General features: G+C 47.7%; 16 protein-coding genes. 2 read left to right on the top strand and 14 right to left on the bottom strand.

Features of this window, described 5'->3' with window-relative positions; genetic code table 11:
- Positions 1–17 precede the first annotated feature (17 nt).
- Entirely contained in the window at positions 18–776 is a 759-nt protein-coding gene (locus tag ACY652_RS13335) for a hypothetical protein (RefSeq protein WP_462264874.1), read from the bottom strand.
- Positions 760–1,329, bottom strand: a complete 570-nt coding sequence (locus ACY652_RS13330; RefSeq protein ID WP_462264873.1) for an RNA polymerase sigma factor — start codon at positions 1,327–1,329, stop codon at positions 760–762. The genes ACY652_RS13335 and ACY652_RS13330 overlap by 17 nt, the downstream gene beginning before the upstream one ends.
- Before the next feature lie 119 nt (positions 1,330–1,448).
- Here ACY652_RS13330 and ACY652_RS13325 point away from each other — a divergent pair, with 119 nt between their 5' ends.
- Positions 1,449–2,729, top strand: a complete 1,281-nt coding sequence (locus tag ACY652_RS13325) for a metal-dependent hydrolase family protein (RefSeq protein WP_462264872.1) — start codon at positions 1,449–1,451, stop codon at positions 2,727–2,729.
- A gap of 12 nt (positions 2,730–2,741) precedes the next feature.
- On the opposite strand, the gene hemJ is transcribed toward ACY652_RS13325, so the two are convergent.
- From hemJ to ACY652_RS13275, 10 genes are all read right to left on the bottom strand, one after another.
- Complete coding sequence (gene hemJ / locus ACY652_RS13320; protein WP_462264871.1) at positions 2,742–3,278, bottom strand: protoporphyrinogen oxidase HemJ; 537 nt, start codon at positions 3,276–3,278, stop codon at positions 2,742–2,744.
- Positions 3,279–3,428: 150 nt separating this feature from the next.
- The gene (hemE, locus tag ACY652_RS13315) at positions 3,429–4,454 is read right to left on the bottom strand and encodes a uroporphyrinogen decarboxylase (protein ID WP_462264870.1); all 1,026 of its coding nucleotides are present in this window, start codon (positions 4,452–4,454) and stop codon (positions 3,429–3,431) included.
- 24 nt (positions 4,455–4,478) lie between these two features.
- Positions 4,479–5,009, bottom strand: coding sequence for a hypothetical protein (locus ACY652_RS13310; RefSeq protein ID WP_462264869.1), 531 nt, complete (start codon positions 5,007–5,009; stop codon positions 4,479–4,481).
- A complete protein-coding gene (locus tag ACY652_RS13305) occupies positions 5,010–5,714 on the bottom strand; it encodes a response regulator transcription factor (protein ID WP_462264868.1) in 705 nt (234 codons plus the stop codon).
- Positions 5,715–5,738: 24 nt separating this feature from the next.
- Positions 5,739–6,611 (bottom strand): sensor histidine kinase, encoded by an 873-nt coding sequence (locus ACY652_RS13300; protein WP_462268262.1) that lies wholly within the window; start codon positions 6,609–6,611, stop codon positions 5,739–5,741.
- Between the two features lie 13 nt (positions 6,612–6,624).
- Positions 6,625–7,983, bottom strand: coding sequence for a glutamate-1-semialdehyde 2,1-aminomutase (gene hemL / locus ACY652_RS13295; RefSeq protein ID WP_462264867.1), 1,359 nt, complete (start codon positions 7,981–7,983; stop codon positions 6,625–6,627).
- A 26-nt stretch (positions 7,984–8,009) separates the two neighbouring features.
- Positions 8,010–8,981, bottom strand: a complete 972-nt coding sequence (hemB, locus tag ACY652_RS13290) for a porphobilinogen synthase (RefSeq protein ID WP_462264866.1) — start codon at positions 8,979–8,981, stop codon at positions 8,010–8,012.
- A gap of 82 nt (positions 8,982–9,063) precedes the next feature.
- Positions 9,064–10,647 (bottom strand): hydroxymethylbilane synthase, encoded by a 1,584-nt coding sequence (gene hemC / locus ACY652_RS13285; RefSeq protein ID WP_462264865.1) that lies wholly within the window; start codon positions 10,645–10,647, stop codon positions 9,064–9,066.
- A 171-nt stretch (positions 10,648–10,818) separates the two neighbouring features.
- Positions 10,819–11,433, bottom strand: a complete 615-nt coding sequence (locus ACY652_RS13280) for a nucleotidyltransferase family protein (RefSeq protein WP_462264864.1) — start codon at positions 11,431–11,433, stop codon at positions 10,819–10,821.
- A 12-nt stretch (positions 11,434–11,445) separates the two neighbouring features.
- Positions 11,446–12,606: an XdhC family protein gene (locus ACY652_RS13275; protein ID WP_462264863.1), complete on the bottom strand. Its 1,161-nt coding sequence runs from the start codon at positions 12,604–12,606 to the stop codon at positions 11,446–11,448.
- A gap of 279 nt (positions 12,607–12,885) precedes the next feature.
- Between ACY652_RS13275 and ACY652_RS13270 the strand changes: the two genes are divergently transcribed.
- Positions 12,886–13,401: a hypothetical protein gene (locus ACY652_RS13270; RefSeq protein WP_462264862.1), complete on the top strand. Its 516-nt coding sequence runs from the start codon at positions 12,886–12,888 to the stop codon at positions 13,399–13,401.
- Between the two features lie 74 nt (positions 13,402–13,475).
- Here ACY652_RS13270 and ACY652_RS13265 read toward each other — a convergent pair whose 3' ends face one another.
- A complete protein-coding gene (locus ACY652_RS13265; RefSeq protein ID WP_462264861.1) occupies positions 13,476–14,717 on the bottom strand; it encodes a molybdopterin molybdotransferase MoeA in 1,242 nt (413 codons plus the stop codon).
- A 499-nt stretch (positions 14,718–15,216) separates the two neighbouring features.
- A complete protein-coding gene (locus ACY652_RS13260; protein ID WP_462264860.1) occupies positions 15,217–17,898 on the bottom strand; it encodes a DNA gyrase/topoisomerase IV subunit A in 2,682 nt (893 codons plus the stop codon).
- Between the last annotated feature and the right edge of the window lie 75 nt (positions 17,899–17,973).

The following is a 17,973-nucleotide window of genomic DNA, read 5'->3' as shown; positions in this document are numbered from 1 at the left end:
ATAATGGATGGATATGATTATTGTTCTTTCTTAATGCTGAATAAACCCAGATTGATGCCGGTAATTACAGCTTCATCATCGTCGGTATCCGTAAACTCTATCAGCTTGTCGCTCCGCTTGTCTACCTTGGCCACTACCAGGTTCACTACATCGCCCAGGCTATGTATACCGTGTTTTTTAGCTTTGGTTTTGGCGGCAGGCGCAGATACCAGCGTTTGCACTATTGGCAAGGCGGTTATAGATTTAAATATGGGTTTATCTTCAACCGGCTGCGCCGCGATAATTTCATCAGGCACTACCGCCTGCTTAATCAGGGTATGAGCAGGTACAGTAAGTGAAGCTAACTGAGTTTGTTCAGCCTGTTGCTGAACCACATCATCGTTACTGTTGTGCTGAACAATGTTATGCGACTGATGCTTTACGGGTGAACCTTTTACAGCTGCAATTATTACCGGTTGCTCCTGCCTAACTGTTATAGGTATATGAGTATCTATCTGTTGTGTATTAACCGGCTTCCTGCTTACACGCGCTGTAATTTGGGTACGTTTGCCACGCTTTACGGCTGTTTCCGTTTGCTTAAGCAGCAACCAGGTACCTGCGCCAAGTAATATCAATACGCTGGCTGCAATACGCAGGTAGGGCATTAAACCTTTTCTTGAAGCAGACTGGTTAAGGCCCGCTGCAATCTTATCCCATGTACCGGCAGACGGCTCTGCTTCTAAATCCTGTAACCTATTGCTAAACAGGAGATCAATATCTTTATCGTTCAATTCCATAAGTCGTTTTCTCTAACAATTCAATTTGCTGCTTTAACAGCGTACGTGCTCTTGACAATTGTGATTTCGAAGCCCCTTCGCTTATCCCCATCGTTTCGGCAATCTCCTTGTGCGAATAACCTTCAATAGCATACATGTTAAACACCATCCGGTAACCCGGCGAAAGCTGCTGTATCAGGTTCATCAGGTCTCTGGCGCTTAAATTAGCGGGCGCTATAGCACTTACTCCTTCATCATATCCGCTTTCAGTAATATCTACTACCTGCATCATTTTATGGTGCTTGCGGTAATACTCAATAGAACTATGCACCATAATGCGCCTCACCCAGCCCTCAAAAGCACCCTCGCCCCGGTAATCACTAATTTTTTGAAATACCCTGATGAAACCATTCTGCATCATATCCTCCGCCTCCATCTTGTCGGTGGCATAGCGCAGGCATACCCCCAGCATTTTTGAGGCGTACTGCTTATACAGCAGTTCCTGTGCTTTCCGGTCGTTCACCTTGCAACGCTGTATAAGTTCTTCAGTGGTATAGATCCTTTTTAGTAACATGTGCTATATGCAAGATGAAGCATTGGCGGCAATGGTTGCAAGGCGTTGCAAATATTTTTTAAAAAGTACACAAAAGATTTTATGCAGTGATGCGGCGCTAACTTTTATCTTTATCCGACATGAAAAACCGGATACTTTTTTACCTGATTTTTTTAGTAATTACGCTGAACGTAAAAGCCCAGCCAACGTCTAACCTGCAATACACCCTTTTAAAACCCGACCGCGTATTTGATGGCCATGACCTGCACACCGGCTGGATAGTACTGGTAAACCGTAACCGGATTGAGTATGCAGGTACACCTGCCGGTGCAAAGCTGCCCACAGATGTTAAAACAATAGAGCTGAAAGGCCAAACCCTGATGCCCGGCCTGATTGAGGGCCACTCTCATTTATTTTTGCACCCTTACAACGAAACCAACTGGAATGATCAGGTACTTACCGAAAGCCGGGCCGAGCGGCTGGCCCGTGCCGTGAACCATGCCCATGCTACGCTGATGGCCGGTTTTACTACCGTGCGCGATTTAGGTACTGAAGGGGCGATGTATGATGATGCCGGTTTAAAACAGGCTATTCAAAAAGGCATCGTTCCCGGTCCGCGAATACTTGCGGCCACACGGGCCATAGTGGCTACTGGCAGCTACGGCCCAAAAGGTTACAATGAAGCTGTTGAGCACGGCCTGCCGCAGGGTGCCGAGGAAGCCGACGGCATTGACGGATTAACACGGGCAGTGCGCTCGCAGATTGGGCACGGCGCTGATGTAATTAAATTATATGCCGATTACCGCTGGGGCTTCAACAATACCGCCGCCCCTACTTTCACCTTGGATGAATTGAAACTGACAGTGCAGGTGGCAGGCAGCAGCGGCCGGTATGTGGTGGTACATTCGGGCACTGAGGAAGGCATGCGCCGAGCCATTGCAGCCGGTGTGCGTACAATTGAGCACGGCGATGGTGGCACCCCCGAAATCTTTAAAATGATGAAAGCGAAATGTGTGGCTCTTTGCCCTACCCTTGCCGCTACCGAAGCCATTACCAGTTACCGTGGCTGGAAGAAAGGCGTTGACCCTGATCCTGAAGGTGTGAAGCAGAAGCACCGCATGTTTAGTGATGCGCTTAAGGCTGGGGTTACCATTTGCATGGGCGGCGACGTGGGCGTATTTACGCACGGAGACAATGCCCGCGAAATGCTGCTGATGGCAGAATACGGCATGAAGCCTCTGGAGGTGCTGCGCTCGGCAACTTCTGTAAATGCGGAAGTATTTGGATTAAATAACCTGGGAAATGTTAAACCCGGTTATCTGGCCGATTTGACAGCGGTAACCGGCAATCCGGTTGAAGATATGAAAACTGTTAAACGGGTTGCTTTTGTAATGAAGGATGGCGTTATTTATAAGCAGTAAAAGTAATTGGTTTCACTTGTTTCTCATCCGGTAATACTTGTAAATCTTTACTGCCGACATCACAATAATGGCAAAGGCTACTAACCCTAATAATCCGTAAATCCAGCTTACCGCATTTTTTAACACCGCCAGAAAGACGATAGCAAACAGGAAGATGGTTGCCACTTCGTTCCAAATGCGCAGCTGGGTAGAAGTCCAGGTATAGATACCCCCGCGCATTTGCTGCATTTTGCGGTAGCAGATATAGTGATAAACGATTAGCCCCACAACAAAGCCTAATTTTACCTGCAGCCAGCCCTGACTTAGCCAGTAAGGGTTGACAATCACCATCGCTATACCGGCCAGTAAGGTGAGCAGCATGGCCGGCGTGGTAATAATGTTCATCAGTTTGCGCTCCATGATTTCAAACTGTGCAGATATGATGCGCCGCTCTTGCTCCGGTTTCTCCTGCGCTTCAGTATGATAGATGAACAAGCGCACAATGTAAAACAGCCCCGCCATCCAGCTGACTACAAAAATGATATGTATGGACTTAAGGTATAAATACATAATGGGACGCCCCCAAACCCCTTGAAGGGGGAACAGAAGCATTGCTTTATTGAAATGCTGTGAATAAGCACGTTATTGCTTCAATCCTGCAATGACGTACAATCTCCTAAATTAATGATTCCACTTTTCCCCATTCAGGGGGTCGGGGAGTTAATATTTAAATTCCTTAATCACCTCAACTGCATACTTCACATTATCGAAAGGAATGTCGGGCATAATACCGTGACCCAAATTGAAGATATAGCCATCTTGTCCGCGCATGCGCTCAAACAAGCGGTGAATACGCTCTTTAATTACTTTTTTATCTGCATACAGGATGTGCGGGTCTAAGTTACCCTGCACGGCAATGTGAGCCGGTAAACGCTGCTTCATATCCAGCAGGTCCACATTCCAGTCGATGGAAATCACATCCGGTTTGGCTTCGGCCATTAGCGGTGCAAACACCGAACTGCCTTTACAGAACGAGATAACCGGTATATCTTTACGGTTCAGGTTGCTGATGATCTCGGTGATATAGCGGTGCGAAAACTCCTTATAATCATCCCAGGCCAGTGCCATCGCCCAACTGTCGAAAATTTGTACGGCGTTTACACCGGCTTCAATCTGCAGGTTGAGGTAACCAGCCGTTACCTTAGCTATCTTGGCTAACAGTGCATGCGCCAGTTCCGGCTCGTTGTGCATCAGCAGCTTGGTACGCTTAAAATCCTTTGAAGAACCACCTTCAACCAGGTAACTCATTACGGTAAATGGCGCCCCGGCAAAGCCAATCAGCGGTATCTTACCATTCAGGCGCTGCTGTATCACTTTAATGGCATCGGCAACATATTGCAGCTTGTGTACTACGTCGGTATCCAAACGCTCTATATCAGCAGCGGTACGCACCGGGTTAGCGAAGCGTGGGCCTATGCCCTGGGTAAAACTTAAATCGCCGCCCATGGCTTCGCCGGTAACCAGAATATCAGAGAATAGGATAGCCGCATCAATGTCTAGCAAATCAACCGGCAGCATGGTTACATCAGCCGCCAGTTCGGGGGTTTTGCACATTTCCAGGAACGAGTGCTTGTTTTTGATGTCCCAGTACTCCTTCATGAAGCGACCTGCCTGGCGCATCATCCATACGGGTGGGCGTTCATGCGGTTGCGAAAATGCAGCTTTGATAAATAAAGAATCTTTCATGTTCAATCTAAGGCAATCCCTGCCTTACTGAGGTTTATAGTTTTTCAGGTTTTGCTGTATATCAGCTATTACCGCCTTCATTTTGGCAGTTAATTTATCCTGATGCTGATTAGCCAGTTGCAGGTAAGCGTCCGTTTTTTCGGGCTTGCCATTGCGCAGGGCAATATTGGCCACCGCCACCAGCGCGGCAATATGGTCATTTACGGTGCGCAACGGGTACTTGGCGGCCTGTTCGTAATGATATTCGGCACTTTCAAAATCAGGCTTATGCATGCTGATGCCACCCATCATGTACTCATAAAAACCCCGGCGCTTTTTGCTCAGCCAGTCAGGCTTGCTCACTTGATGAAGTAAGGCTTCGGCTTTGGCATAATTTTTTAAATGAAACTGCCTGGCCGCCAAAACCAATGTGCCTTGTCTAAAGTACTCTACTAGCAGTGCAACCAGCAATAATGCTACTACCGCTACCAGCTCATAGGTATGGTAATATGCAAAGGCAACACCCAATAAAATTAATATCCCGCCTACAATCAGGCGGACATTGATGGTAAACATTTAGTGCTGATCAGTAAACTTATAGCCTACCCCACGTATAGAGTGAAAATAAACCGGATTTTTAGGATCAGGCTCAAAATACTTGCGGAAGGTCAGAATAAAGTTATCAATGGTACGGGTAGACGGATACACATCATAATTCCAAACGGTTTCCAATATCTGCTCACGCGATACCGCCTCATTACGGCGCTCTATCAGCAGTTTTAGCAGCATGGTTTCTTTTTTGGTAAGTGCGGTGATTGAACCATCCTCATTCACCAGCTCAAAAGAATTAAAGTGAATTACCTTGTCGCCGATCTTGTAGCTATTAAACTCTTTCAGGTCGTCGCCCTTCAGGCTGCGCTTTACCAGATTGTTTACGCGCAAAATTAATTCTTCCAGATTGAACGGCTTGGTCAGGTAATCATCAGCGCCTTTTTTAAGGCCTGCTATTTTATCCTCATTGGTATTCTTGGCGGTGAGGAACATGATAGGTACTTCGGAGTTTTCCAGCCGGATGGTTTCAGCCACCACAAAGCCGTCTACTTCGGGCATCATTACATCCAGTATCACCAGATTAAAGCGCTCCTCTTTAAATATATTTAAAGCTTTTTTACCGTTATTGGCCGTACTTACTTTGTAGCCTTCCAGCTCCAGGTTCAGTTTAATGGCTTCGAGCAGGTGCTCTTCGTCTTCGGCCAGCAGGATTCGTTTTTTGTTAGGCATAGTTTTGAATGATATGTCAAAAGGTTAAGAGAAAACAACTTCAAAAACACTTCCGGCAGGCTCGTTATCTTTTACCTGTATAGAAGCCCGGTGCTTATCCAGCACCTGTTTTACAATGTATAAACCTAAACCTGTGCCTTTTGTGTTACGGGTATCCTCACTTCCTACCCGGTAAAACTTTTCAAAGATGCGGTTCTTCTCCTCATCAGCTATCCCAATGCCATGATCGGCCACCTGGAAGCAAACCTTGTTATTCTTGCTGTACAGCTTTACCTCTACCGTTTCGCAGGGTTTGGAATACTTTACGGCGTTCTCAACCAAGTTGGTAATTACCGAAGTAAGCGCAAATTTATCGCCGGTAATTTGAACCTGCGGCTCAATCTCGGCATTAATCAATTGCTGCTGCTGATCGCATTTATTGATTTGCAGGCGGTTCACGATGCTGTCTACTACTACTGACAGGTTAAATTCCTGCTTGGGAAAGTTATAGGAGTGGTTTTCAATTTTTGAAGCCAGCAGCATATTTTCTACCATATCATTCAGGCGGTCTACATCCAGCAAGCATTTGCCAATAAAATCTCCAATTTGCTCTTGGCTCAGGCTCCTTCGCTTTTGGATGGTTTCAAGGTATAATTTGATGGAAGCCAGAGGCGACTTCAGCTCATGCGTTACCGAAAGCAGGAAGTTCTTCTTCTGGTCGTGCAGTTTACGTTCTTTGTTGATAGCCCGGTGAAACTGGTAGGCACCAATCAGGATGACGCTGATAAACATCAGGCCCTCGCCCAAAATCATGCCGGTACGGGCCGGCTGGAGGGTAACCAGCATATAGCCCCACCACAGCAGTTCGGCAATAGCGTAAATTATTACGGCGTAAAAGATTACAAAAGGGCGCTTCATCATAACCATTAACTTAAATTTGGCTGTCAAATATCAATGATAAACTATGAAATATAGCTTGTTGTGTTTTTTCTAAATCAGCAGCCGTATGTGCCGAGGATACAAAGCCAACTTCATACCCGGATGGCCCCAAGTAGATGCCTCTGTTCAGCAATTCACGATGCATCAATTTAAAGTTATCCATACTGGCCGGATTGATTTCATCCGCACGGCGGATGGCTTCCTGCTCGGTAAACGCGAACCAGAAGACAGAACCAATAGCGAACACTTTTACCGGGTAGTTATGCTCCGCGATGTAACTGCGCACTGCGTTTACAAATCCCTCTGTCTTATCATGCAACTGCTTATAAAAGCCGGGTTGCAGTAACTGACTTAACTGTGCAATACCGGCTGACATAGCCACCGGATTACCCGACAAGGTACCGGCCTGATAAACTGCACCATCCGGCGAAATCTGGCTCATAATGGCAGCCGAAGCGCCGTAAGCACCCACTGGCAAGCCACCGCCAATAATTTTACCATAAGTAATGATATCCGGCTGGATATTGTAGTAACCGGCTGCTCCTTCAAAACCAACACGGAAGCCGGAGATTACTTCATCAAAAATTAACAATGAACCATTAGCAGTACATATATCGCGCAGAAATTGTAAAAATTCCGGTTCCTGCAACAGCAGGCCATTGTTGGCTGGTATTGGTTCAATGATGATAGCAGCAATCTGATCTTTAAACTCTTCAAACGCCTGTGCAACTGCTGTTTTGTCGTTCAATGCAACCACAACAGTTTCATCAGCAAAAGATTGTGGTATACCTGCCGATGAAGTTTCACCGAAGGTAACTAAACCTGAACCGGCTTTTACCAGCAATGCATCCACATGGCCATGATAGCAGCCTTCAAACTTTAGTATTTTATTGCGCTTGGTATAGCCGCGGGCCAACCTAATGGCCGACATTACCGCCTCGGTACCTGAACTTACAAAACGTATTTTTTCGATGAAGCGATTGTTAGAAAGAATCAGCTCAGCCAACTCATTCTCTAACGCAGTTGGCGCACCGAATGACATACCGTACTGCATTACTTCGATTACCTTTTCGCGCACGGCCGGATGATTGTGCCCCAAAATCAGCGGCCCCCAGGAGCAGCAGTAATCCACAAATTCATTGCCGTCGGCATCCCACAAGTGGCTGCCATCACCTTTTTGTATAAACAATGGCGTACCGTATACCGATTTAAAAGCCCGCACCGGTGAATTCACCCCGCCGGGGAAGTAGGTTTTGGCTTTGGTATATAACTCAGCTGATTTCTCACGGCTGATCTCTGCCGCCGGTTCAGCCAGGTTAATGTTTACGATATGATTGGTCGCGTCTTTCATTTTTTATATTAAAAAATTTGCCCTTTTTATATCCACTTATTCAACAATACTTCCTTAGCATGATAAGTCAAAATAGCCGTTGCCCCTGCCCTGCGAATGCTCATCAGCACCTCGGTGATGGCCCGTTGCTCATTGAGCCAGCCATTTTGTACTGCTGCTTTTACCATCGCATATTCGCCACTTACATTATAGGCTGCTATCGGCAATTCAGTGCTATCCTTCAATAGTTTAATTACATCCAGATACGGTAAGGCGGGTTTTACCATCAGGAAATCGGCGCCTTCGTCTTCATCCATTCGTGCCTCTATCAGCGCCTCGCGCTGGTTGGCCGGGTTCATCTGGTAGCTTTTCTTATCACCAAACTTCGGTGCCGATTGTAAGGCATCCCGGAACGGTCCGTAAAATGCGCTGGCATATTTGGCCGAATAAGACATGATAGAGACATTGCTGAACCCATGCTCATCCAGGTATTTACGGATATACCCCACGCGGCCATCCATCATATCTGAGGGAGCAATAATATCGGCACCGGCACGGGCGTGGGCCAAAGCCATCTTACCTAATACTTCCAGCGTTTCATCGTTTAGTATCTGCCCGTTCTCTACAATACCGTCGTGCCCGTCAATGCTGTAAGGGTCCATCGCTACATCCGTGATGACGCAAGCTTCAGGAAAATGCTTTTTTACTTCAGAGATGGCCCGCAGGTACAAGCTGCCTTCGCGATGACTTTCGGTAGCGTACTTATCCTTTAACTGCTCCTCGATATTCGGAAAAAGATCGAAGCTTTTCAACCCTAACGCCATGCAGCTCTCCACCTCGCGCAGCAAGTTATCAACACTGTAGCGATAGATGCCGGGCATAGAAGAAACCTCAGTTTTCTGCTGATTGCCCTCTACTATAAATAACGGAAAAATAAGATTAGCGGCGCTGAGATGGGTTTCCTGTACCATCTGGCGTATTACTTCGCTTTTCCGATTTCTTCTTGGTCGTTGTAGCATGTTTTTGGTTGATAGTTCATGGTTGATAGTTCATGGCAAATTGATTCCGGTTATGAACCATGAACTATCAATCATGAACTAATTACACATTTATTCCAAACACAGCCTCGGCCAGCCCTACTTCGTCGGGCGAAAAAGGCAGCTTGTAAGGCATATTCAACTCATCCAGCTTTTTACCGGTTGATTTACCAATGGCGATAATCTGCTGATGATTTTCCAACAGGTGATGCTCGAAGTATACCGCCACATTCGACGGGCTGGTGAACACCAATACTTCGGCACAAGAACCGGCCACCTGCTCAGCAGGCAGGGTTTCGTATACTGGCAGATCAACTATTTTAGTTTCCGCATCAAGGCAGCGTTGTATACTGCGCATCGGGCTATCAGCACCCGGAAACAGCACAGTACAGCCCTGGCATAGTGCAGAAAATTCTTTACCAACTACAGCGGTATCGGTGTTGTCACCCACAAAATCAGCGAAATAGCCGTTGCGGCGCAGCATATCTTCAGATCCGCTGCCTATAACACCGAATTTAGGTTTTTGCACGAATTTGGGTTGTAACTGAAAGAAATGCTCTACCGCGTTTTTGCTGGTAAAAAAGACCCAGTCGACATCCTTTAAAATATGCGGATTAAGGATGGTCATGATAGGCACTGTGCGAATCAGAGAACGATCCTCAATCTCAATCTTATGCTTTTCCAACACCCGGCGAAAATAGCTGTGTGCTGATATGTCCCTGGAAATGAACACCTTATCAGGAAATTTACGCTCCGGCTGGTAGTAACTTACAATTTTTTCGGGCAACCCGTTGGAAGTGCCGGCGGTAATAAAAAGGCGGTCGGGGAGTTCCTCGCCGCTATCGGCTTTAGAGGTGAATACCCGGTAGATGCCATCCTGCTTGCGGCAATAACAGCCCAACGGCATGTGGCAGCCGCCCCCAAACTGCTTGAGCACATTACGCTCAACAGCCAGTTCTTCAGCTACTTGCGGGTAGTGCAGGTACTGCTGCAGAAAGTTATACAACCCGGTATCGTTCTCCCGTATCTGTATGGCCAAAGCGCCCTGCGCCGGCGCCGGTACAAACTCGGTAGGCTTCAATTCCTCTACATGAAACTCACTTAAATCAATCTTTAAGCGACTTACACCGGCTTTTGCCAGCATAATGGCATCATAGCTTTCGCCGCGTAACTTGTTGATACGGGTAGGCACATTACCACGTAAGTCCTTGATTTCCAGATCAGGACGTAATGCCAGCAACTGTGCTTTACGGCGATTGGAGGAGGTGCCTACTGTAGCACCGTACTTAACCGATAATTTATGACGAACATCTACGCAGTCCTTCAAAATCAGCAACAGTTCAGAGGGATCTTCCCGTTCTGAAACCGCTGCGATGATGAGCCCCGGCGGATGCTCTGTAGGCAGATCCTTGTGCGAATGTACCGCCAAGTCTATTTTTCCTGCCTGCAATTCTTCTTCTAACTCTTTGGTAAAGAAGCCCTTACCCTCCAGCTTATCAAAACTCAGGTTTAAAATACGGTCGCCCTGAGTTTTAATAATCTTCAGTTCGGCGGTTACACCATGATCGGCCAGCTGCTGTTTCACAAAGTTGGCCTGCCATAAGGCCAGTTCGCTGCCCCGGGTTCCTATAATTAATTTCCTGTCCAAAAGCTTGTAAAAATTTCCAGTCCAAATTTACATTTTAAACCCCTCTTTCAGGAATATTATTGACTGATAACTGCATTCTGACCTGTAAATTACAGAGTATAACTACCAGTAAAATGCCATTAAAATCCATAAAAGTCGATAAACCGCCATAAACGGTAAAAAAAGTATCTTTTAATCTGGCTGCGATGCCGCAGTACCGGGATTTTGCATCGTGTTTAACCTCCGGTAATCTTCCGGTGTATCTACATCAACCGCGCCCTCTTTGAAAGGAATAGTTACCACTGCCCCGCTAAATTTCATCAGTAGCTTTTTAGCCCCTTCCTGCCCGGTTAACAACAGCAATTGGTTGAAGTACCGGCGATGGAACAGCACCGGCGCACCAACGGTGTCCTGATAAGCGCAGGCCACGATGCCTGCCTGCTGCTGCCCGGCCCGCATCAGCTGATTGAGCAACTGCGGGGTTACCAAAGGCTGATCGCACAGCATCAGCAATACCTGCTCCATTACCGGGTGTGCATGTAACAACCATTGCAAGCCTTCCTTTATACTGGACGACATGCCCTCCTGCCAGTGCGCATTATAACATACAGAACATTGCTGATTATCTGTTGAGGCAGATACCACTTCGGCATTAGCCCCCAATACCACAACGGTGGTATGTGCTAACGACTCACCTGCAACCCGTATAGACCGCTGTAGCAAGGTTTCGCCTTGAAACTGCAATTCCTGCTTGGGCTGCCCCATACGGGTGGATGCCCCGGCGGCTAAGATGATGATACCGATCATGATGCCTTGGTCTTACTCCACACCGGTAATTTCGGCCACAGGGCTGTGTATCATGGTGGCTTTGTTGCGCAAAGGCGTACCCGCCCTGCCTTGCAGTACCGCCTGCATCTCAGACAACATGGATAAGGCTATCTCTTCGGCCGTTTCGGCACCAATATCTAATCCGGTGGGGCCATAAACGCATTGTAATTGCTGCGGATCGATACCCCTATTCTCCAGATGCAGTTCTTCCAGCATACGATCCAGCTTCTTTTTGGGGCCGAGGCTGCCGATATAAGGCAGGTTCAGGGGCAATATTCCGCGCAGCATGGCTAAATCATAATTGTAATTATGCGTCATAAGTATGGCCAGCGTACGGCTGTCAAACCGTAGCGTTAACAAGGCCTGCTCAGGTTTGGCCAACAGTACCTTACGGGCCTGCGGAAAACGTTCAGGCACAGCATAATTGGTACGGCCATCCACTACGGTAACATGCCAGCCCAGCACGGCGGCCATTTGCACCACCGGCATCGCATCATTGCCGGCCCCGAACACCAGCAGGTTTACGGGCGGCTTCAGCAATTCGATAAAGCCGGTCAGTTCACTTTCGCCTGCTATATAATTGCGGATGCCGGAGCGGCCAATCGCTAGAGCTTCGGCAGCATCGGTGTTGATTTGCTGCTGCAAATCGGGCATATTACATTTTTCAACCTGCTCTTCTTCAGTAAGCAGCAAACAGGTGCCGGGCTGTATGCCTTTACGGTTATGTAACGAAAACAGCGTAACCAGCACCGCATTACGCCTTTTACTCAATATTTTTTTGAACAGGGCAATCGGGTTATGCTCATCCTCCGGATGTATAGGCTCTATCAAAATATGGATAATACCGTTGCAGCCCAGGCCTACGCCTAACTTGGCATCATCATCGTCGGTAGTGTCATAGGTAGCCAGCATGGGCTGCTGCTGCGCCATTACCAAACGCGCCTTGCGCAGCGCATCGCCTTCCAGGCAACCGCCGCTAATGGCGCCGGTAAGCTGCCCGTCTTCGGTAACCAGCATACGGGCGCCTGCCCGGCGGTAGGACGAGCCTTCTACCTTTACCACCGTAGCCAGTGCCGTTTGCCTGCCCTGCTGCTGTGCAGCATCAAACGCTTTAATAATGTCTTCAATCTCTTTCATGCTTGCCTTATACATTACAACAGTAAAATGCTGATTGTAGTTTTGGAGTTGACCTTCTGCTTTTAAAAGTATTTACAAACATAATCTCACAGGCTGCTGGAAAAATTAATTTATCATTTCAACGGATTATGAAAGAAAATCTTTTGGCGTAAGTCCGCTCTCCAAAGAAATTTTTCCAATGGTTGAAATAGAAAGCAAGACGTTTTTATAGTTTAATACAACGTCAAACAGCTTTATCACGCGATGATTGTATTTTAGAGTCTAAATGATACATTTACCGTAAAATCAATTACCATGCAAAAAACTTACTACGTGCTGTTATTTGTACTGCTGTTATCGGCGGCGGCTAAAGCTCAAACCGGTTGGGTAACCCAAAAACTGGACGAAACCGTGTCGGTAAAGTTTCCGACTACCCCTCAAAAGATCACCAAGAATGGTGGTGATAGCTATAGCGTTAAAGGAAAAGACAGTATACAATACGTTGCGGCTGTGGTAGATTTTGCCGCAGCAACCCATATGGATGCAAACGCGCTGGCAGAAATGGTAGACAAGCCAGAGTTTGCTGAAGGATTAAAGCAAGGTTTTACAGAGAAAAAGCTGAATTACAGCTTTGGAGATATGACCGTAGATAAATGGAAGACCTATAATATTTATAATATTACGGGAACTGAAAATACCAACAAAAGTAAGCTGTTTACGCACATGCTGTTTGTTGGAACCAAAATGTATATATTATCTTGTATGGTGCCAGCCAGTCTCAATACCAAACTCAACGAGGTATTTTTAAGTTCGGCCGATTTGTTGAAATAGAAGAGCCTCTTTATCAGCAGGATTAAATTTTTTTGTAAAAAGTCCTTCGCTAACGCTCAGGATGACAAAGTTTATCAGAGTGGCAGCACCTCCACCAGTTCATCTTCTGCCCATTGCTGGCGGTCGGCAGGCAGGCTGATGAGGGCATTGGCCTGCAAGAGTACCGTCATATCGCCCGAAGTAGACATCAGCATCGGGGTTACCCAGGCTTCGCCCTCGTGCCAGGTGAGTTGGGCAGGGATGTGGTAGGTAAGTTCGGGCTTAAAGATAACCGGCTGCGTTAAATGCGCTTTGATGGGTATGCGTTGCTGGTGCAACTGCTGTTGCAGCCAGGCCTTAAAGTATATTTCGAAGCACACAAAGGTAGAAACCGGATTGCCCGGAAAGGCGAACACCAGCGCCTGGTCAGGAAAGGTGCCGAACAGGAAGGGCTTGCCCGGCCGCTGTGCAATGCTGTGAAACAACTGCTGCATCCCCATCTCCTGCAATACCCCCGGCAGGTAATCAAACTTGCCCTTAGATACCGCGCCCGAAAACAGGATGGCATCGTACTGGCTGATGATGTTTTCCAGCTGAAGGCGCATTTCGTTGGGCTCGTCAATCAGGTGGTAACGGTCGGCCACTATACCCTGCTGTGCCAGGGCTGCAGCCAGCATATAGCTGTTGGATTGCCGTATCTGGTGCGGCAGGGGCAGCTGGTCAACCTCCACCAGTTCATCGCCGGTAGCACAAACGGCAATGCCGGGCAAGCGGTATACCTGTGCACGGCTGATGCCAACGCTTGCCAGGGCTGCAATTACACCGGGAGTTATGTACTGGCCCTGGGGTACCAATACCGCACCGGCGGCCATATCGGTACCTTGCTGATGTACATTCTGCATCAGGTCAACCGTTGCTAAGTGTACCGTAGCCACTCCGTTTTCAATCGTGCAGTCTTCATACCTGATTACCGCATCCGCATATCCGGGCAGCACAGCGCCGGTCATTACCTCCAGGCATTGCTCAGCACTGTTTAAATTTTGCGCCGGCCGACCGGCAGCCTGTACACCCTGAACACTAAAGGTGCGCCGGCCACCTGCAAAAGCTTCCTTCTGTATGGCAATACCATCCATGGTTACCCGGTTATAGGGCGGAAAGTCGCGGTCGGCCAATACCTCCTGGGCCAGCGTTCGGCCTGTACATTGCAGCAGGGGCAGTTCTTCGGTACCCAGGTTTTTGGCTTGCTGCAGGATAATCCGGAGCGCTTCGGTTACAGAGATCATGGAAAGGAGCATTTTTAAAACAGGTGGAATAAGCAATAATACAATATTACTCATCCCGCCTTATGAAAAGAAGATTATTAAAAGTTGTTTGCCGGATAATCTGTTAAAGTAGCAAATAACTTTTTAAGGGCATCATCTGTAACACGTTTATACAAATGTATTGCTTCTGCGAAATTTTTAACTTACCTGCAAAACGAATTGAGATGCATGACTTGTTAATCTGCGCCGCAGTAATTACCTGTTTGCAGCAAAACTGTAATGATTAGCAGTCCATAGTTTACAGGTAAGCGTATATCCCAAGGGAATTTCGGTATAAAGCTAACCTAACCATGTCATTGCGAGGTACGAAGCAATCTCGTCATATACAGGGCGAAGATGTATGGCTACGGAATTGCTTCGTACCCCGCAATGACAACTGGTGGTATTTATACACTGTTCTGCACAAATATTTAGGGGGCAGCTTTATTCCTAAATGCCGAAGATTTCTCCCTCCGGTCGAAATGACAATTTATTTATTTATTTATTTAAACAGTATATAAGCATTATATCACTTTTAAAACAGCCCCAATTGCGTGCTGTCCTCATCGGTTACCGCTTCGGGGTTGGTAATTTCTAAGGTTACCGGCTTTGGCGGTTTTGCGGGGGCTACGTCAATGCTTCGCTTATCTTCCGGGGTTTGCACGGCTTCCGTATCTTCTACCGAGTCGGGTGCAGGGTCGGGCACATCGGTTTCATCGTCGTGCTCGGCCAATAGTTCTACCGTTTGTACGGCATGTACCGATAAGCGGTTGCCCATCGCCTTCATGCCTTTTACCTCAATCAGGTCGGCAAGGTTCAGTTCCACCAGTTCCTGCTGCTGGGCTTTACCCTTTAGCTGCTCTACCTTTACTACCGGCTGGGCAGCACCGGAGATCACCACTAATTTTGAACCCGCCTCCTCGCTGATCAAACTGGTTTGCCGGCCCGGTACCATGTTTTCGAATACAAAACGCTTCACCAGGTAGTTTTTCGATTTGCCATCGTAATGGATTACAGAGAATACCTTTTCGGCATCATATTTTTCCATTAACAGCAGTTTGTCGTCAAAGTGGTTGTTCAGGTCGAAAGTGCTCAATTCATACATACCACCGGGATGCACCATCAGTATCTTATCATCACCGTCAAATTCGCCCAGGTAAGCCCCTCTGCCATCTACGTTCAAACGTTTTAAAGTCGGGTCGAACCATATTTTGCGGCCGGCCAGTGTGGATACGCCTTTCGATTTAAATACAACCTTTTTAACCGGATACTTTGTTACCACATTACCAATAGAACTGCGCCCCTTAATGGCAATGGCGGCAAAGTCTTCATCGAACTGCAGCTTTTTCAGCTTGGAGTGCGCCCTCAACTGTACATTCACCAACTCAGCTTCGCCGTTGGGGTTGGCAGAGAAATACAGCACCCGGCTGCCTTTAGTGCCCTTGGTAAGGTCATACTCCTTATCGCGCGTAATGCCCAAAACAGAAAAGCGTTTAATGAATGCGGTACCGCTTTCGCCATCCTTATAAATCAGGTTGTACACCGTGCGCTCGTCGTTCTTTTTAAACACCGCCACATGGATGATGTCCTTACCCACAAAAATCTTGTCCTGCATACGGGTAATGATGCAGCGGCCATCGCCCCTGAACACAATGATATCATCAATATCAGAGCAGTCGCCCACGTACTCTACTGCCTCGTCTTTCTTTAAACCGCTGCCAATGAAACCATCCTGACGGTTTACGTAGAGCTTTATATTGGCCAGCGCCACCTGCGAGGCCTCTACCCTGTCGAAGGCCCGCAGTTCGGTCTTGCGTTCCCGGCCCTTGCCGTATTTTTCCTTTAATTTTTCAAACCAGGCAATCGTATAATCAGTAAGGTGCTTTAAATGGTGTTTTACATCTTTGATCTCATTGTTCAGCGCCTTCATCTGCTCGTCCGCCTTCTTTACATCAAAGCGGGTAATGCTGCTCATGGGCTTATCAATCAGCCGTTTATAGTCTTCGGGCTGTATGGGCCGGTAAAACTGGTCTAAAAACGGGGCGAACAAGTTATTAAGCACCTGTACCACCACCTCGAAGTTGCCGGAATTTTCATAGTCCGGGTGCTTGTACATGCCTTGCTGAATAAAGATCTTGAGCAGGGAACTGAAAAATATCCTTTCCATCAATTCGTTCAGCCGTATCTGCAATTCCTGCTTCAGCAGGCCGCGGGTATGGTTGGCGCTTTCGGTCAGGATGTCGTTCACGCTTACAAAGCGCGGCTTATCATCCTGTATCACACAAGTATTGGGCGATATGGAAACCTCACAATCGGTAAAGGCATACAGCGCATCAATGGTTACATCGGGCGATATGCCCGGCGCCAGGTGCACTACAATCTCTACGTTCTTGGCAGTGTTGTCCTCAATCTTTTTAATTTTGATCTTGCCTTTATCGTTGGCGCTGATCACGCTTTCAATCAGGCCGCCGGTGGTAGTGGTAAACGGCACCTCGGTAATCACCAGCGTTTTCTTGTCGCGCTCGCTGATCTTGGCCCGCACCCTGATCTTGCCACCGCGCTGCCCTTCATTATACAGAGTGGCATCGGCCGAGCCGCCGGTCGGAAAGTCGGGCATCAGATTAGGCCGGGTTCCATTCAGCACCTCAACGGCTGCATCCAGCAGTTCAATAAAGTTATGGGGCATTATCTTGGTGGCCAGCCCAACCGCAATACCATCGGCGCCCTGTGCCAGCAGCAGCGGGAACTTTACCGGCAGCGTAATCGGCTCACGGTTACGGCCGTCATAGCTGGCCTGCCAGTCGGTGGTATCAGGGTTGAACACCACATCGTTGGCAAATTTGGATAACCGTGCCTCAATATAACGCGGCGCGGCAGCCGAATCGCCGGTGATGGGGTCGCCCCAGTTGCCCTGGCAATCAATCAGTAAATTCTTCTGCCCGATCTGCACCATGGCATCACCAATAGAGGCATCCCCGTGCGGGTGATACTTCATGGTGTTACCAATTACGTTGGCCGCTTTATTAAACCGCCCGTCGTCCATTTCCTTCAGCGAGTGCAGGATGCGGCGCTGTACGGGTTTCAACCCGTCGAAGATATGCGGCACGGCCCGGTCCAGAATTACGTAGGAGGCATAATCTAAAAACCAGTTTTCGTAAAGGCCGTCGAGCGGGATGATGTTATGCAGGGTTTCGTTGCTATCGGGTGTATCTGACATGGTAAACTACTTTTCCTGCCGGCGGTTGGGCGACAGGAAAATTGCTAAAATTCTTAGACAAATATAATGAAAATA

Origin of the sequence: Mucilaginibacter sp. (assembly GCF_965200995.1) — a bacterium.
In the GTDB taxonomy this organism is placed as follows: Bacteria; Bacteroidota; Bacteroidia; order Sphingobacteriales; family Sphingobacteriaceae; genus Mucilaginibacter.
Note: the sequence above shows the minus strand (reverse complement) of the source record. Positions and strands in the feature narration are given on the sequence as shown.

Bases quoted from the DNA above. Each gene is read 5' to 3' on its own strand.
- ACY652_RS13335 (WP_462264874.1), bottom strand. From the start codon at position 776: ATGGAATTGAACGATAAAGATATTGATCTCCTGTTTAGCAATAGGTTA.
- ACY652_RS13330 (WP_462264873.1), bottom strand. From the start codon at position 1,329: ATGTTACTAAAAAGGATCTATACCACTGAAGAACTTATACAGCGTTGC.
- ACY652_RS13325 (WP_462264872.1), top strand. From the start codon at position 1,449: ATGAAAAACCGGATACTTTTTTACCTGATTTTTTTAGTAATTACGCTG.
- hemJ (WP_462264871.1), bottom strand. From the start codon at position 3,278: ATGTATTTATACCTTAAGTCCATACATATCATTTTTGTAGTCAGCTGG.
- hemE (WP_462264870.1), bottom strand. From the start codon at position 4,454: ATGAAAGATTCTTTATTTATCAAAGCTGCATTTTCGCAACCGCATGAA.
- ACY652_RS13310 (WP_462264869.1), bottom strand. From the start codon at position 5,009: ATGTTTACCATCAATGTCCGCCTGATTGTAGGCGGGATATTAATTTTA.
- ACY652_RS13305 (WP_462264868.1), bottom strand. From the start codon at position 5,714: ATGCCTAACAAAAAACGAATCCTGCTGGCCGAAGACGAAGAGCACCTG.
- ACY652_RS13300 (WP_462268262.1), bottom strand. From the start codon at position 6,611: ATGAAGCGCCCTTTTGTAATCTTTTACGCCGTAATAATTTACGCTATT.
- hemL (WP_462264867.1), bottom strand. From the start codon at position 7,983: ATGAAAGACGCGACCAATCATATCGTAAACATTAACCTGGCTGAACCG.
- hemB (WP_462264866.1), bottom strand. From the start codon at position 8,981: ATGCTACAACGACCAAGAAGAAATCGGAAAAGCGAAGTAATACGCCAG.
- ACY652_RS13280 (WP_462264864.1), bottom strand. From the start codon at position 11,433: ATGATCGGTATCATCATCTTAGCCGCCGGGGCATCCACCCGTATGGGG.
- ACY652_RS13275 (WP_462264863.1), bottom strand. From the start codon at position 12,606: ATGTATAAGGCAAGCATGAAAGAGATTGAAGACATTATTAAAGCGTTT.
- ACY652_RS13270 (WP_462264862.1), top strand. From the start codon at position 12,886: ATGCAAAAAACTTACTACGTGCTGTTATTTGTACTGCTGTTATCGGCG.
- ACY652_RS13265 (WP_462264861.1), bottom strand. From the start codon at position 14,717: ATGAGTAATATTGTATTATTGCTTATTCCACCTGTTTTAAAAATGCTC.
- ACY652_RS13260 (WP_462264860.1), bottom strand. From the start codon at position 17,898: ATGTCAGATACACCCGATAGCAACGAAACCCTGCATAACATCATCCCG.